Annotated in this window: 12 protein-coding genes; 8 read left to right on the top strand and 4 right to left on the bottom strand. The window is 74.2% G+C overall.

Annotated elements, in window-relative coordinates:
* Positions 1-52: 52 nt before the first annotated feature.
* Both ACZ4SV_RS16725 and ACZ4SV_RS16720 read left to right on the top strand, forming a co-directional pair.
* On the top strand, positions 53-301 hold the full coding sequence (locus ACZ4SV_RS16725) for a hypothetical protein (RefSeq protein WP_468005032.1): 249 nt from the start codon (positions 53-55) through the stop codon (positions 299-301).
* Between the two features lie 112 nt (positions 302-413).
* Positions 414-2,369: a YncE family protein gene (locus ACZ4SV_RS16720; protein ID WP_468005030.1), complete on the top strand. Its 1,956-nt coding sequence runs from the start codon at positions 414-416 to the stop codon at positions 2,367-2,369.
* Positions 2,370-2,374: 5 nt separating this feature from the next.
* On the opposite strand, the gene ACZ4SV_RS16715 is transcribed toward ACZ4SV_RS16720, so the two are convergent.
* Both ACZ4SV_RS16715 and ACZ4SV_RS16710 read right to left on the bottom strand, forming a co-directional pair.
* Positions 2,375-3,712 (bottom strand): hypothetical protein, encoded by a 1,338-nt coding sequence (locus tag ACZ4SV_RS16715; protein ID WP_468005028.1) that lies wholly within the window; start codon positions 3,710-3,712, stop codon positions 2,375-2,377.
* A gap of 108 nt (positions 3,713-3,820) precedes the next feature.
* Entirely contained in the window at positions 3,821-4,981 is a 1,161-nt protein-coding gene (locus ACZ4SV_RS16710) for a PP2C family protein-serine/threonine phosphatase (protein ID WP_468005343.1), read from the bottom strand.
* A gap of 192 nt (positions 4,982-5,173) precedes the next feature.
* Between ACZ4SV_RS16710 and ACZ4SV_RS16705 the strand changes: the two genes are divergently transcribed.
* Positions 5,174-5,656 carry a hypothetical protein gene (locus ACZ4SV_RS16705; protein WP_365883955.1) on the top strand — a complete coding sequence of 161 codons (483 nt, stop codon included), beginning with the start codon at positions 5,174-5,176 and terminating at the stop codon, positions 5,654-5,656.
* A gap of 265 nt (positions 5,657-5,921) precedes the next feature.
* Positions 5,922-6,848, top strand: coding sequence for a hypothetical protein (locus ACZ4SV_RS16700; protein WP_397936394.1), 927 nt, complete (start codon positions 5,922-5,924; stop codon positions 6,846-6,848).
* Here ACZ4SV_RS16700 and ACZ4SV_RS16695 read toward each other — a convergent pair.
* Entirely contained in the window at positions 6,748-8,097 is a 1,350-nt protein-coding gene (locus ACZ4SV_RS16695) for an aminotransferase-like domain-containing protein (RefSeq protein WP_468005026.1), read from the bottom strand. The two genes, ACZ4SV_RS16700 and ACZ4SV_RS16695, sit on opposite strands and share 101 nt — an antisense overlap.
* An 88-nt stretch (positions 8,098-8,185) precedes the next feature.
* Here ACZ4SV_RS16695 and ACZ4SV_RS16690 point away from each other — a divergent pair, with 88 nt between their 5' ends.
* The 4 genes from ACZ4SV_RS16690 (at position 8,186) to metG (ending at position 14,948) form a co-directional block, all read left to right on the top strand.
* Positions 8,186-8,974 carry an alpha/beta fold hydrolase gene (locus tag ACZ4SV_RS16690; RefSeq protein ID WP_468005024.1) on the top strand — a complete coding sequence of 263 codons (789 nt, stop codon included), beginning with the start codon at positions 8,186-8,188 and terminating at the stop codon, positions 8,972-8,974.
* 100 nt (positions 8,975-9,074) lie between these two features.
* On the top strand, positions 9,075-11,018 hold the full coding sequence (locus tag ACZ4SV_RS16685; protein WP_468005022.1) for an FUSC family protein: 1,944 nt from the start codon (positions 9,075-9,077) through the stop codon (positions 11,016-11,018).
* Between the two features lie 86 nt (positions 11,019-11,104).
* Positions 11,105-13,084, top strand: coding sequence for a VWA domain-containing protein (locus tag ACZ4SV_RS16680; RefSeq protein ID WP_468005020.1), 1,980 nt, complete (start codon positions 11,105-11,107; stop codon positions 13,082-13,084).
* A 148-nt stretch (positions 13,085-13,232) separates the two neighbouring features.
* A complete protein-coding gene (gene metG / locus ACZ4SV_RS16675) occupies positions 13,233-14,948 on the top strand; it encodes a methionine--tRNA ligase (protein WP_468005018.1) in 1,716 nt (571 codons plus the stop codon).
* Positions 14,949-14,988: 40 nt separating this feature from the next.
* Here the strand turns inward: metG and ACZ4SV_RS16670 are convergent, their stop codons facing one another.
* Positions 14,989-16,332, bottom strand: a complete 1,344-nt coding sequence (locus tag ACZ4SV_RS16670; RefSeq protein ID WP_468005016.1) for a pectate lyase family protein — start codon at positions 16,330-16,332, stop codon at positions 14,989-14,991.
* Between the last annotated feature and the right edge of the window lie 95 nt (positions 16,333-16,427).

Below are 16,427 nucleotides of genomic sequence, written 5' to 3'. Positions count from 1 at the left end.
CCGCTCTTGCCGTCACCGTCCGGCAGCGCCTAGGTTAAACGGCGTATTAAGCATGCTTGACAGGCCGCTGTCGTGTTGCGAGGTCGCCGTGTCCGGACGTACATCCGCACCCTACGCACGCCCCACCGCGCGCAGGGCCGTAACGGCCGCGGTGATCGCCACCACGACCCTGCTCCTCGCGGCGAACGCCGGCCCGGCCCGCGCGGCGTCCAGCGCCCCGGCGGTGCACCGCGCGCACGTGGCGGACGCCCCCGGCGAGGGAGCGCGCGCGCCTTTCCTCCCGGATCAGCCGCCGCGTTGATCACGAGGCCGTACCGGAATTCCGGAAAAACCCTGAGCGCCGCCCTTGTTGTCGGGGGCATGACCTAATCTGTGCCGCACTTTCCATTCGTTCCGGGGGGTTCGACATCAGCGTGCGCAAGCGCTCTCTCACGGCTGCCGCCATCCTGGCAGCCCTCATCGGCCCGACGGCCCTCGCGGTGCCGTCGTACGCCGACACCGACCGGCCCATTCCGCTCTCGGACGCCGGCGACACCGTGGCGGACGGCCACCACCTGTACCTGGCCGACCGGTACCAGCACCAGATCGTGGTCACCGACACCACGGGCAAGGTGACCGGCCGGATCCCGGGGCTGCCCCAGGTCAGGGACCTGGAGCTGAGCCCGGACGGCAGCACCCTGTACGCGGCGCTGTACGGCGCCGACAAGATCGTGGCGATCGACACCACGCAGCTCACGGTGACCGCCGAGTACCCGACCGGCGCCGGCACCGCGCCCTCCAGCGTCGCCTATGCCGACGGCAGGCTCTGGTTCGGCTACGGCGACCAGTGGGAGTCCGGGCTCGGCGTGGTCGACCTGACCACCGGGACGCCGACGGTCACCCTGGACCTGGCCGGCGGGCACGACTTCGCCGACCCGCCCAAGCTGTACGCCGACCCGGACAACCCCGGCACGCTGGTCGCCCTGGACGCGAGCATCAGCTCCGGCCCGGTCGTCGTGTACGACGTGTCCACCGCCACCCCGGCGATCCGGGTCAGCGCGGACAAGGGCGGCTTCTACAAGGACGCGGCGCTCACCCCCGACGGCCAGGACATCGTGGTCGCCGGCCCCGGCACCCGCGCGCTCACCGAGTACCGGCTCTCCGACCTGGCCGAGGTGCGCACCTACCCGGTCAAGGACCAGCCGGAGACGGTGAGCATCGCCCCGGACGGCACCGTCGCGGCCACCGTGCTGGACACCGACGACATCGGCGACACCTACGTCTTCACCAACGGCCCGGCCAGGCCCAGCGTCCGCAACGTCTCGCACGACTGGATGCCGTGGGGCGCGCACGCGATCAGCTGGTCGGCGGACGGCGCGAAGCTGTTCGTGCAGAAGGATCCGGGCTCGTCCGCCAAGCTGCACCGGATCGACCGGCCCCGCGCCTACGAGACGAAGCTGACCGTCGACGCCCCGGCGTCCGCCCCGCGCGCCAAGTCCCTGAAGGTCACCGGCAAGCTCACCTCGGGCCTGGCGCTGCCCGCCGGCACGCCGCTGAAGGTGACCCGGACCGACATGGAGTCGCCCGACGGCAAGTCGCTCGGCACCAAGCCGCTCGGCACCGGCGGGAAGTTCGCCTTCACCGACTCGCCTCCGTCCGGCGGCCGGGTCACGTACACGGTGACCTACGAGGGCGACGCCGCCCACACCGGCGCCAAGGCCGCCGACTCCGTCGCGGTCTCCCGCGCCAAGCCGTCGCTGACGATCAACAACAACGGCAAGGTGTACGCGTACGGCAAGGACGTCAAGTTCACCGCGCACCTCGGTACGACGTACAAGAACCGCACGGTGGAGATCTGGGCCGACCCGTTCGGCTCCGACAAGCCGAACAAGCGGGTCAAGACCGGCAAGGTCGACTCGCACGGCAACCTGTCGGTCACCCTGGACCTGAAGCGGGACGCCAAGGTCACCGCGAAGTTCTCGGGCGACTCCCGGTACACCTCGGCCTCCGCCGCCAGCACGGTCGGCGCCAAGGTCAGCGTGTCCACGTCGGTCGGCAACCACTACAAGACGAAGTCGGTGTGGAATCACACCTACTACTTCTTCCACAAGACGAAGAACCCGCTGATCACGACGAAGATGTCGTACTACTGGGGGCGGGCGCAGAAGTTCGAGTACCAGGTGTACTACCAGGGCCGCTGGTACCCGGGCGACCCCGCGTACTTCAAGCTGGGCTCCGACGGCGTGTCCCGGGTCAGCATCACCGGCGACCACGGCCAGGACGTCGGCTGGCGGTTCCGGGTCCGCTCGTCGTACATCAACGGCTCCTCCGGTGACAGCGTGAACTCCACGACGCACGGCGCCTGGAAGTACTTCACCTTCACCAAGTAGGCGCGCTACCGGGCCGTCTCCAGCCGGACCAGCTGCCGCCGGATGTCCTCCAGCGCGCCGTGCCGGCGGCCCGGCACCCGGTGCCGCAGCTCCGCGAGCGCGGGCCCGAGTTCCCGGGCCCGCGCCGTGTCCTCGATCCGGGCCCACTGGTGGTGGGCCCGGTCCACGGCCGACTCCACGGCGGGCGCGTCGGCCGCCTGCCCCGCCGCGAGCCGGTCCTCGGCCACCGCCAGCCAGGCCCGGCAGCTCGCCACCGGGTCGCCCGCGAACATCGCCAGGTCCGCCCGGACCTCCCGCCAGTGCAGCGCCTGCTCGGAGGCGGCGCCGTGCGCCCGCACGGCCTCCTCCTCATGCCGCGCCGCGATCCCGTCGGCCTCCCCATGCCGCCCACCCCGCACGGCAGCACTGACGAGCGCGTGCGGATCCTCTACGGCGACGCGGGGTCCGGGGGCACGGGGGCCGGGGGCCGGGGCGTCCGCCGGGGTGCCCGTGGGCACCGGAGCCGGGCCCGCGGGGGCGGGGGCGGGGGCGGGTACGTGCGGTCCGCCGAGGGGCGGTCCGCTGCGGGCCGCTCCCGCGCCGCCCTGCGCGGGGACCCCCGCCACGGAGCTGTCCGCGGTGGGCACCCCGGCCATGGGACCTCCCGCCACGGGCGCCCCCGTCACGGGCGCCCCCGCCACCAGACCTCCCACCACCGGTGCCCCCGTCATCGGGCCTCCCGTGTGGGCCAGGAGCAGGTTGCCGTGGGTCTCCTCGGTGATCCGGGCCAGCGCCTGCCCGTGCAGGATGTCCAGCCGGGGCCGGTGGCCGCTGCGCAGCAGGGTCGCCACCGTCTTCATGTACGCCGGCTCGGCCAGGCCGCGCCGGCCGGCGGGCGGGGCGACCCGGCCGTACACGGCGGTGTGCGGGCCGCAGTCCAGGCCGCGTTCGCCGATGTACCGCCAGGCCTCGGCGTCCGCGTGCAGGTCGACGACCAGGGCGGTGTCCGCGGCCGAGCGCAGGCGCAGCTCCTCGCGGATCCACTGCCAGGGCAGCGCGGTGTAGCGCAGGGTGGCCGGGGTGGTGCGGGCCAGCGCCAGATGCGGCTGGTGCTGGCGCCGGTCCAGGTGGAGCTGCCCGGTGAGGTACACGGTGAGCGGTCCGGGCGCGGCCGCGGCGGCCCGGAGCCGGGTGAGCACGGCCTGCGGCTGCACGGGGTCGGCGAGTTCCACGATGTTCGCGGTGTCGGTGCCGGACAGCACGGCGGGTGCGACGGCGGCCAGCACCGGCAGCACACCGCCCGCGTCCACCAGGCGGTTCCGGCCCAGCGGCGCGGCCGCGAGCAGCAGCACGGTTCCGGGCATCGCGCGTCCCCCTGTCACCCTGTGGACCCATGGACCCGCCGGGCCCGGGGATCCCGTAGATCCGCTCTCCAGCCAGCACCGTAGCCGCTGGCACCGCGAACCGGAGCCTCAGGACCGCGAACGTCCCTCTTCGGGGTCTTCGTCCGGGGTGTCCGCGGCGCTCCTCAGCGGGCGCAGCGCGAAGATCGTCGTGTCGTCGTGCAGCCGGTTCCGGCTGTGCCGCAGCACGCCGTCGCGGACCAGGCGGACCAGGCGGTGCGGCTCGGTGCGCTCCGGGTCGGCGCGGACCGCGCGGTCCACCTCGCGGGCCAGCTCGTAGAAGGCGCCGGACCGGTCCCGGGCCTCGGTCACCCCGTCGGTGACCAGCAGCAGCGTCTCGTCCCCGGCCAGCGGCACCCGGTGCACGGGCGGCAGGCCGGCCAGGTCGCCGAGGCCGAGCGGCGCCCCGTCGCCGCTGGGCAGCTCGCGGACCCCGGCCGGGCCCACGGCGAGCGGCGGCTCGTGGCCGAAGTTCGCGATCTCCACCGTGTCCGGCGAGTCCGCCGGGAAGCCGAGCAGGACGGCGGTGGCGAACCGGTCGCCGTCGTTGTGGCCGAGCGCGGCGGTGTGGCAGCGGTGCCGCAGCATCCGGATCTCCAGGCGCTCGGCGACGGTCGCGAGGTCCTTCTCGTGGTAGCCGGCCTCGCGGAAGGTGCCGAGCAGCGCCGCGGCGGCCTCCACCGCGCCGAGTCCCTTGCCCTGTACGTCGCCGACGAGCACCCGGGCGCCGTGCGGGCCGGGCTGGATGTCGTAGAAGTCGCCGCCGACCCGGGCGTCGACGTCGGCGGCCAGGTACACGCCCGCGTGCGACAGGCCGGCCCAGTCCGGCGGCAGCGGGCGCAGCACGGTGCGCCCGGTGGTGTCGGCGATGTCCTGCATGTGCAGGACCTGCCGTTCCTGGCGGCCGCGCACGAGGGCGCCGAGCGTGGCCAGGAAACCGCCGAGGGCGACCAGGATGAAGTCCGCGAGCCCGGCCTGGTACTGATCGGGCCAGGCACTGTCCACGAGGACGTACGTCAGCACCGACACCGCTCCGTAGACGGCCGTCATCCAGGGCCCGCAGATCGCGGCGGCGATGCCCGGGACGAGGACGATCCAGGAGACGATCCGGAACCGCTCGCCGGTGTTGAAGTCCAGCAGGATGATGCCGACGAGCAGCAGCATGGGCGGCAGCCACGCGACGCCCCGCCCGCAGATGCGCAGCAATGGGCGCCGCCGCCCGAACTCCATCTGCGTCACGGCCGGCAGCCCTCCATCAGCCCTCCATTCCCTCAGCGAAGCACGGCGGCCCGCCGCGCGCATCCGGGCACCGGCGCCTCCCGGGCCGCGCCCGGCCGAGTTGCCGGGCCGGGTGCCCCGGTGTGCCCTGGAAGCCGGGGGCGGATCGGGGACGAGGAACGACGAGGAGAGAGGAGTGCCCTCATGACGCACGCGGCACCCACGTCCGGCGGGATGTTCCGGCCCGATCGCACGCCCGGGGCGGAGGGCCGGAAGACCGGCGCACGCGCCCGCCCGCCCGATGTCTTCGACGAGCGCGCCCACCGGATGGCCCGGCGCGCCGCCCCGGTCGTGCTCGGCCTGCTCTACGGCTACTGGGCCGCGGCCAACCGGCGCTTCGGCGGTCCCGTCACCGGCTGGAACCTGCTGTTCGGGTTCGTCACCGCGCTGGTGTTCGGCGTGCTGCTGGCGGCGCTGCTGACCCTGGCCCCGCGGCTGCGGCGGGAGGTGCACGCGCTGGCGTGGTCGGCGTTCACCGGCGCGGCCTTCGGGTTCCTCTACATCCAGTCCACGCCTCCGGTGTGGCTGGCGGTGCTGATCGCGCTCGTGCTGGCCGCGGGCACCTTCGTCGCGCTCTTCTACCGCTACTACACCCACGAGGACGCGGCGGGGCGGCGCGTCCGCTGAGCAGGCGCGTGGCCGGGCGGCGCGTCCGCTGAGCCGGGCGGGACACGCGTGGGCCCCGGCCGGTCCGGCCGGGGCCCACGCGCTCCCCTGTCCCCATCAATCCCACCAGCACCAGGAAACACCCGTCCGGGCGAACCCTCCACCGGAACACCGCCCACCCCGGAGCACCGGGGTACGGAGGCCGGTTGCGCTGAAAGGGTTCTTCCGCCGCCCGAACGCGGGCGGCCCGCTCGCGCGGCCGGGTCCGGGGCCGTTGCCTGGAGACGTGCCCCCACGACGCCTCCGGAGCGACCTGTCGGCCGTACTGATCACCCTGTCCTGCCTCCTCGTCCCGTTCGGCGCGCTGGCGGCCTGGGCGGCGTACGGGCTGGCCGACACGGGCCGGTACGTCACCGCCATGGCGCCGCTCGCCACCGACCCGGCCGTGCGGGAGGCCGTCGCGGACACGGTCGGCGACGGCATCCTGCGCGCCGTGGACGCGCACCTGGACGTCCGCCCGGCGGGGGGCCCGGTCCGCCCGTTCGTGCACGACGCGGTGCGCTCCTTCACCCAGACCCGGGCGTTCCGGCTGGCCTGGGACACCGGCAACCAGGTCACCCACGACACCGTGCTGCGCGCCCTGCGCGCGCGGGACGCGCACCCCGTCACCGTCGACCTGGCCCCCGTCACCGCCCAGGTCAAACGCCAGCTCGCCCGGGACCACGTGCCGCTCGCCGCGCGCATCCCGGTGGAGCACACGGCCCTCGCCGTGCTCCCGGCGAGCCGGCTGGCCACGCTCCGGAGGGGATTCCACGTGCTCGAGATCGCCGGCTTCTGGCTGCCGGTCGCGTCCGTCGCGTTCGCCGCCGGCGGGATCGCGCTCGCCGTCCGCCGGCGCCGGGCTGTCGCCGCCACCGCCCTGGGCACGGCCCTCGGCGGCGCCCTGCTCGTCCTCGCCCTCGCCCTCGGCCGGGGCCTGACCCTGGCGGACCTGCCCGCCGGGGTCTCTCACGCGGCGGCGGGCGCGGTCTACGACGCCCTGACCGGCTCCCTGCGCACCACCGCCTGGCTGCTGCTCGGCCTCGGCCTCGCCGTGGCGCTGACCGCCTGGCTCACCCGCCGGCTGCGGCTGCCGCGTCCCGCGCGACACCGGCGAGGACCGTCAGCGCCCGCGCCAGCTCCCGCTCCGGCACCGACCCGAGCCCGAGCCTGACCGCGTCCGGGGTGTGGCCGGCGCCGACGCTGAAGGCCGTACCCGGTGTGACGGCGATCCCGCGCGCCCGCGCGGCGGCCGTGAAGGTGTCGGCACGCCACGGCGCCGGCAGCTCCCACCAGGCGAAACAGGCGGCCGGGTCGGACCGTACGGTGAAGTCGGACAGCTTCTCGGCGACCAGCCGCTGCCGCCGCCGGGCGTCCTGCCGCTTGGCGGCGACCAGCCGGTCCACGGTGCCGTCGCCGAGCCAGCGCACCACCGCCTCCAGCGCGAACCCGCCCGCGCTCCAGCCGCCGGACCTGACCGCCCGCGCCACCGCCTCGACGCGGTCCCCGGGGACGACGGCGAAACCGGCGGTGAGTCCGGGCGCGACCCGCTTGGACAGGCTGTCGACCAGATAGGTGAGGCCGGGCGCGAGCGCGGCGAGCGGCGGCGCGCCGCCCTGGTCGAGGAAGGCCCAGATCCGGTCCTCCACCACCGGTATCCCCAGCCTGTGGACACAGTCGGCCAGCCGCCGCAGCCGCCCGGCGCCCAGGGTCAGCGAGGTCGGGTTGTGCAGGGCCGGCTGGAGGTAGAGCGCGGACAGCGGCGTGCCCCGGTGGGCGTCGGCCACCGACTCGGGCACGAGTCCCTCCGCGTCCGTGACGAGCGGGACCAGGGTCAGGCCGAGGCGCGCCGCGATCTCCTTGACCAGCGGATACGTCAGCGGCTCCACGCCGACCCGGCCGCCCGGCCGGACCAGCGAGGCGAGGGAGGCGGCGATCGCCTGGCGGGCGTTGCCGGTGAACACGATCCGCTCCGGGCCGGTGCGCAGCCCGCCCTGGGCCAGCAGGGCCGCGACCGCCTCCCGGGCCGCCGGGGTGCCGGTGGCGGCGGCCGGCCGCAGCGCCTGGCCGAGCGCGTCCGGCCGCAGCAGCGACGCCAGGGCCGGGGCCAGCAATTCGGCCTGGCCGGGCGCGGACGGGTAGTTCAGCTCCAGGTTCACCAGCGGGGCCGCGGCCGCCGCCTCGGTGAGGGCGTGCCCCGGCTGTCCGTCCGGCGCGGCGGCCCGCACGAACGTGCCCCGCCCGACCTCGCCCACCACCAGCCCCCGGCGCACCAGTTCGGCGTAGACACGGCCCGCCGTCGACGGCGCGATGCCGTGCCGGCGGGCGAACGCGCGCTGCGGCGGCAGCCGTTGGCCCGGGCGGAGCCGGCCGTCGGCGATGGCGGCGGCGATCCGGTCGGCGATACGCCGGTAGTCGTCCACAAGTCCCCCGTTCTCCCGGCGCGTTGGGATTGCACCGAGAGCAAAGATTTTATTGCACCGACTGCCGGGGCGGCCTAGGGTCGGGACCATGCCCCCCTTCCTCGCATACGCGGACAAAGGTCCCGAAAACTCCGCGCGCGTTCCGCTCGTCCTGGTCCACGGCCACCCCTTCGACCACACGATGTGGCACCCGCAGCTGACGGAGTTCTCCGCCGGCCGCCGGGTGATCGCCCCCGACCTGCGCGGCTACGGCGCCTCGCCCGTGACCCCCGGCTCCGTCCCGCTCTCCCGCCACGCCGAGGACCTCGCCGGCCTCCTGGACCACCTGGGCGTGGACACCTTCGTCCTCGCCGGCCTGTCCATGGGCGGCCAGATCGTCATGGAGTGCCACGACCGCCTCGGCGACCGGATCCGCGGCCTGGTCCTCGCCGACACCTTCCCCGCCGCCGAGACACCCGAGGGCCGCCGGCTGCGCCACGCCATGGCCGACCGGCTGCTCGCCGAGGGCATGCGGGGCTACGCCGACGAGGTGCTGGAGAAGATGGTCGCGCCGTACGCCGACCCCGGGGTCAAGGCCCATGTGCACCGCATGATGACCGCCACCTCCCCGGCGGGCGCCGCGGCGGCCCTGCGCGGCCGGGCCGAACGCCCCGACTACCGCGCGCTGCTGACCCGGGTCACCGTGCCCGCCCTGGTCCTCGTCGGCGCCGACGACACCTACACGCCCGTCGCCGACGCCGAGGCGATGCACGCCGCCCTGCCCGACTCCGTCCTGCACGTCGTCGAGGGCGCCGCCCACCTGCCCAACCTGGAGCGCCCCGCGGAGTTCAACCGGGCCCTGGGGGACTTCCTGACCCGGCTGGACGGCCGGCCGTAGCCCCCGGCGGCCGGGCGAGGCACCGCCCCACGGCCCCGCCGACCACCGGCGACGCCCCCCGAACCCGGCCGGAACCACCCCGACCACCCATAATGGGCGCATGCCCCGAGAGTTCCCCATCGGCCTCACCCCTCCCGACTGGCTGGTCCGGAACCTCACCCCCCAGCAGGCGCCCGTCAACCGGGCCGCCGTGGTCCGCGCCGCCGTCGCCATGGCCCTGCCCCTGGCCGCCGGTCTGGCCGCCGGCCGCCCGGCCTACGGCGCCCTCGCCGCCATGGGCGCCCTGTCCGGCGTCATCGGCGACACCGCCGACGCCTACCGCATGCGCATCCTCAACATCGCCGTCCCGCAGCTCTTCGGCGCGCTCGGCGTCACCCTGGGCACCCTGGTGTACGGCCACGGCTGGTACGCGGTGGCCGGCGTCACCGGCGTCGCGCTGGTCTCCGGCATGATCTCCACGATCGGCGCGGTGGCCTCGGTCTCGGGCCTGCTGCTGCTCCTGAACTGCGTGATCGGCGCCGGCCTCCCGCTGCCCGCCCCCTGGTGGCTCGCCCCGGCCCTGATGACCGGCGGTGGCCTCCTCGTCCTGCTGCTGGCCCTGCTGTCCTGGCCGCTGCGCGCCGGCGTCCCGGAGCGGACCGCCGTCGCCGCCGCCTACCGCGCCGTCGCCGACCTGCTCGCCACCGCCGGCACCGACCGCGCCGAGGCGTACGAGGAGGCCCGCCGCGCCGCCACCCACGCCCTGAACGAGTCCTACGACCTGATCCTGGCCCGGCGTGCCCGCCACCACGGCCGCAGCCCGGAACTCACGCGGCTGCTCGCCCAGTTGAACGCCATCACCCCGGTGATCGAGGCCGCGCCCGCCGCCCACCTCGCGGCCCGCCCGCTGCCGCCGCAGTTCCCCGACGCGCTCCGCCGGCTGGCCCGCGCCGTGGAGGCGGACGACAGGACCCTCCCGCCCCCGCGCCTGCCCCTGGCCCTCACCGAGACCGCCCGCGCCGTGGACCACGCCCTGCGGCACACCGCCGAGGTCGTCACCGCGCCCGACGTGGACCCGCGGGGCATCGACGACCGCCTGGGCCGGCCGGCCGCGCTCGGCGTCCGCACGGCGCGCGCCGCGCGCGGCGTCGTCCTCTCCGCCAACTCCTGGCGCTACGGCGTACGCCTGGCCGTCTGCATCGGCACCGCCCAGGCCCTGGTCTCCCTGGTCCCCGTGCCCCGCTCCTACTGGGTCGCGCTGACCGTCACCTTCGTCCTCAAGCCGGACTTCGGCTCCGTCTTCTCCCGGGCCCTGCTGCGCGCCCTGGGCACGGTGGCCGGGCTGGTGATCGCGGCGGTGGTCCTGGCCGAGGTGCCGCTGGGCTGGTGGGACGTGCCCGTGCTGTTCCTGCTGGCCCCGCTCATCCCGGCGCTCACCCCCCGGGGCTACGGCTACCAGACCGCCGCCATCACCCCGGTGATCCTCCTGCTCTCCGACGTCCTCAACCACCAGGGCACGGCCCTGCTGCTGCCCCGGCTGAACGACTCCCTGCTGGGGTGCGCGATCACCCTGACCGCCGGGTACCTGTTCTGGCCCGAGAGCTGGCACACCCGCGTGGGCGACCGGCTGGCCGACGCGGTGGCCGACACGGCGGCCTACGTCGAGGCGGCGTTCGGCGCCGCCGCGGACCCCTCCGCCCGGGCCCGGATGCGCCGCCGGCTCTACCGCGACCTGTCCGTCATCCGCACGGAGTTCCAGCGGGCGCTGACCGAACCGCCGCCGACCGGGCGGCGCGCCGCCGCGTGGTGGCCGCTCGTCGTCGCCGTGGAACGCATCGTGGACGCCACGACGGCGGCCCGCGTCCGCGTCCGCCACGGGGCCCCGCCCCCGTCCGCCGCCGAGATCGCGCAGGTGACCCTGCAACTGCGGGAGCTGTCCGACGGCGTACGGCGGGCGCGGACCCTGACCGCCGTCCGCACCGACCTCACCGGGCCGGCGGGCAGCGTCCTGGAGCCGCTGCGGCAGGAGGTGGCGGCGGCCCGCTCCATCGCGTCCCCGCATTGACCGTCCGGCACCGCGGGGCCGTTAACCTTACGTGTCCGTCCTGGCCAGCGATCGACGGGCTACAACTCACCTGAAGGGTTGCGCACATGGGCATTCTCACTCTCCTGCGGAACGCGTTCGGCCGCTCACGCAAGTCCCGAGCCACCGACCCGGAGGGTGCGAACGAGACCCCCGCACAGTCCCCCGCCCCCGTCCCGGAGCCCCGCCGCTCTCCTGCGGAGCCCGAAACGGAACACGAGTTGGTGGCAGCAGCCTTCGACAAGGTCAAGGCCCCCGGGGACACAGCCACCCCGGTGATCACCCTCGCCCCGAGGACAGACCCGACCCCGGACGCCGAGGCCCCGAAGCCAGAGGCGGAACCGGAACCGGAACCGCCGGCGGCGACAGCGGAACCCGAACCCGAGACGGCGAAGGCGACCCCGGAGCCGGAAACGGCCCCTGCGGAAGCAGAACCCGAGCCCGAGACGGCGAGGACGACCGAAGCCGAGGCGGAAACGACCTCGGAAACGGCGCAGCCCGACGCGGAGCCGGAAACGGCGGAAGCGAAGCCGGACACGGCAGCCGAGGCCGAGCCGAAGACGGCCGAGCCCAAGGCCGAAGCCGACACGGAGCCGGAGCCGGCCGACGCCGCCGTGCCCGACGCGAAGCCGGAGACGGTGGAGCCCGCCGCCGCCGTGGCCGACGCCACGTCGGAGCTGTCCGACGCCGTGGCCGAGGCGGACACGGAGGCTGAGGCGGAGCCGAAGGCCGAGGCCGAGCCGAAGCCGGTCGAGGCCGTGGCCGACGTGGAGCCGGAAACGGCAGAGGCGAAGTCGGACGCGGCAACTGAGGCGGAGCCCAAGACCGAGGCCGACGCCGAGCCGGAAGCGGCCGCCGCCGTGCCTGACGCGGAGCCGGAGACGGCGGAGCCGGCCGAGGCCGTGGCCGAGGCCGTCGCGGACGGTGATGCGGCAGCCGACCCGCAGGCCGCCGACGGCGAGGACACCCCGCAGGGGCCACCCTCACCCGACGACGAAACCCGCACGGGTGGTGCGGGTGGGAACACCGACGCCGAAGGCGAAGCCGAGGCGGACACGGCGGCTGAGACCGAGCCGAAGGCCGAGGCCGACGCGGAGCCGGAGCCGGCCGACGCCGTGCCCGACGCGGAGCCGGAGACGGCGGAGCCGGCCGAGGCCGTCGCGGACGGTGGCGCGGCACCCGACCCGCAGGCCGCCGACGGCGAGGACACCCCGCAGGGGCCACCCGCACCCGACGACGAAACCCGCACGGGTGGTGCGGGTGGGAACACCGGCGCCGAAGGCGAAGCCGAGGCGGACACGGCGGCTGAGACCGAGCCGAAGGCCGACGCGGACTCGGAGACGGCGGAGCCGGCCGGCGCCGAAGGCGAAGCCGAGGCGAAGCCCGCCACCACCCTCGCCAAGGTCAAGTCCCGCACTCCCGCCCTCACCGCCGCCTACAAGGCCGCCACCACCACCCTGGCGAAGACCGGCCTCACCGGCACCCGCGCCAAGCTGTACCTCGTACTGGACCGCTCCGCGAGCATGCGCCCGTACTACAAGGACGGCTCCGCCCAGGCCCTCGCCGACCAGACCCTCGCCCTCGCCGCCCACCTCGACCCCGAGGCCACGGTCCACGTCGTCTTCTTCTCGACGGAGGTCGACGGCACCACCGACCTCACCCTCGCCCCCGGCCACGAGTCCGGCATCGACGACGCGCACGCCGGCCTCGGCCGGATGGGCCGTACCAGCTACCACGCCGCCGTGGCCGCCGTACGCGAGCACTACGACCGGCACCACACCCCCGGCACCCCCGCCCTCGTCGTCTTCCAGACCGACGGCGCCCCGGACGCCAAGACCCCCGCCACCCAGGCCCTCACCGAGGCCGCCAAGAGCCACCCCGCGCTGTTCTTCTCCTTCGTCGCCTTCGGGGAGCACGACAACAAGGCGTTCGACTACCTCCGCAAACTGAAGACCGGCAACACGTCGTTCTTCCACGCGGGCCCGGCCCCCCGCGAGCTGACGGACACCGAGCTGTACGAGGGCGTACTCGCCCCCTGGCGCCCCTAGCACGCCCCTGGCACACCACCCGTCACCGACGGTAGTCACCCGGCCGCCCCTTCCCAGCCCGCGAAACGGGAAGCGGGCGGCCCACCCGTGTCGGCTACGATTTCAAGGTTCGAAACCGCGAAAAAGCAGCGACCTGGGAGCAGCCACGATGGCTCGACACCTCATCACCAGCGCCCTTCCCTACATCAACGGGATCAAGCACCTGGGCAACATGGTGGGGTCCATGCTCCCGGCGGACGTCTACTCCCGCTACCTGCGCCAGCGCGGCCACGACGTCCTGTACATCTGCGCGACGGACGAGCACGGCACGCCCGCGGAGCTGGCCGCCAAGGAGCAGGGCCTGCCGGTGGCCGAGTTCTGCGCGCAGGCGCACGACGCCCAGAAGGCGGTCTACGACGGCTTCGCGCTCGCGTTCGACTACTTCGGCCGCAGCTCCAGCGCGCAGAACGTGGAGATCACCCAGCACTTCGCCCGGAAGCTGAACGAGAACGGCTTCATCGAGGAGCGGGCGATCCGCCAGGTCTACAGCCCGGCCGACGGCCGCTTCCTGCCCGACCGCTACGTCGAGGGCACCTGCCCGCACTGCGGCTACGACAAGGCCCGCGGCGACCAGTGCGAGAACTGCACCCGCGTGCTGGACCCGACCGACCTGATCGACCCGCGCTCGGCGATCTCCGGCTCCACGGACCTGGAGGTCCGCGAGACCAAGCACCTCTTCCTGCTCCAGTCCAAGCTGCAGCACGAGGTCGAGCAGTGGGTCGCCCGGCACGAGGACGCCTGGCCGCAGCTCGCCTCCTCCATCGCCCGCAAGTGGCTCACCGAGGGCCTGCACGACCGGGCGATCACCCGTGACCTGGACTGGGGCATCCCGGTCCCGGCGGACACCTGGCCGGAGCTGGCGGCCGAGGGCAAGGTCTTCTACGTCTGGTTCGACGCCCCGATCGAGTACATCGGCGCGACGAAGGAGTGGGCCGACCAGGACCCGGAGAACCGCGACTGGAAGGCCTGGTGGTACGACGCCGACGAGACCGTCCGCTACACCGAGTTCATGGCCAAGGACAACGTCCCCTTCCACACGGTCATGTTCCCGGCCACCGAGCTGGGCGTGCGCGAGCCGTGGAAGAAGGTCGACTTCGTCAAGGCGTTCAACTGGCTGACGTACTACGGCGGCAAGTTCTCCACCTCGCAGAAGCGCGGCGTCTTCACCGACCAGGCCCTGGACGTCCTGCCCGCCGACTACTGGCGCTACTTCCTGATCGCCAACGCCCCGGAGTCGGACGACTCGTCCTTCACCTGGGAGCACTTCACCGCCACGGTCAACAAGGACCTCGCCGACACCCTCGGCAACTTCGTCAACCGCGTGCTGTCCTTCAGCAGGAAGCGCTTCGGCGACGAGGTCCCGGCCGGCGGGACGCCCGGCGAGGCGGAGACCCGGCTCGGCGAGGAGATCGCCCGCCTGCTCGCGGAGTACGAGGGGCAGATGGAGGCCCTCCAGTTCCGCAAGGCCACCGCCGCGCTGCGCGCCCTGTGGTCGGCCGGCAACTCCTACCTGGAGGAGAAGGCCCCCTGGCTGGAGATCAAGACCGACAAGGACGCCGCCGCCCTCACCCTGCGCACGGCGATGAACCTCATCCGGCTGTACGCGGTGGTCTCCGAGCCGCTCATCCCGGCCACCTCGGCGGCGATGCGCGGCGCCTTCGCCCTGCCGGACGACACCGCCCGCTGGATCACCGCCGACGAGGCCAGGGCCCTGACCGCCGTCCCGGCCGGCACCCCGTTCACGGTCCCGCCGGTCCTGTTCGCCAAGCTGACGGACGAGGACCTGGAGACGTACAAGGAGCGCTTCGGCGGCGAGGAAGGCTGACCGGGCCCCTTCCTCCCGCGCGGTGAGGGCGCCGGCGGGCCTACTTCAGCACGCCGGCGCCCGTGGTGCCCGACAGCTCCACCGGCAGGTCCTTCGCGCTGGTCTCCAGGCCCGCGGTGAGCGCCGGGGTCCAGTTCACCGTCGTTTTGATCTTTTTGGAGCTCGCGGCGTTGTACGCGGCGACCAGGTCGGTGGCCGTGCCGTTGACCAGGTTGCCGCCGCCCGCGACCGCGCCGGTGCCGTCGCCGCTGAGCAGCTTGGCGACCTTGCCGCCGGACGGCACCGTCCAGTAGTTGGACTCCGCGACGACCTGCGCGTTCGCGCGGGAGTTGATGCTGTAGGAGGGCGCGTAGCCGTCGACGGCCGTCGTGTCGTACCAGTTGTTGTAGAGGTGCACCTGGCCGAGGCGGGCGAGCGGGGCGCGCTGCACGATGCCCTTCCACACGTTGTGGTGAATCGTCACCCGCAGCCTGCCGGTGCTGTCCTTGTCGCTGGAGCCGATCAGCATCGTCTTGTCGTGGTCGGTGAAGCGGTTGCGCTCCACGGTCACCAGGTCGGAGCCCTTGGTGATGTCGAGGGCGCCGTCGTGGATCTGGTACTCGCGGCCGTAGTACTCCGGGTTCGCCTTGTCGAGGTGCGGCGCGTCGGTGAACGTGTTGTGGTCCGCCCAGACGTGGGTCGCCCCGCGCAGGCTGACCGCGTCGTAGGCCGAGTTCCAGTTGCCGTCGTCGCCGTCGGTCGGGTCCCACTGCGGGAAGCAGTCCTCGGTGGCGGAGAAGGCCAGGTTGCGGACGATGACGTTGTCCACGTTCTGGATCTGGAGCATGCCGCCGGTGATCCCGGCGCCGGTGCCGGGCACGCCCACGATCGTGGTGTTCGCCGGCACCTTGAACACGATGTTCTTCGCCTGCCGGGCCTGGGCGGCGGCGCGGGCCTTCTCCTGGGTGCCGGCGGGCAGCTTGGAGCGGCCGTAGACGGCGGGGTCGTAGGCCTTGAGGTAGGCCGGCAGCGAGTAGCCGGTGCCGGCCGCGTAGTCGGCGCAGGTCAGCTTCTTGCCGCTGTCGTCGGTGTTGGCGTCGACGGTGCCCTTGACCTTGATGACGCGGGGCGTGGTGTCGGCGGCCGAGCCGAGGGCGTGGACGAGCTGGGCGCGGGTGGAGACGGTGAAGGTGTGCGCGGAGTCGGCCTTCGCGCCGCCGGTGGTCCCCGTGCCGGAGGCGGCCCAGCCGTCCTTGGCGGGAAGCGTCTGGTGGTACAGGTCGACGGCGTCGGCGTTCGCGTGCATCACGAACACCCCGGCGCCGGCACCCGCGGCCACGACGGCGGCGGACACGGCGAGGAGGCGCCGCCTGCGGAGGGACCGGCGGTGGGAGGGAGCTGCCACGGAGGAAGTCCTTACGGGTCTGTCGAACGTGCCTTACGTTCCCTCAGTGGCCGCCGCGCCGCCTGAGGTTGCCGCGCGCCGCGAGAATAATCGTC

It is taken from the genome of Streptomyces sp. NPDC027672 (genome assembly GCF_055566335.1).
The sequence above is the reverse complement of the archived record's forward strand: the minus strand, read 5'-3'. Positions and strand labels throughout refer to the sequence as shown.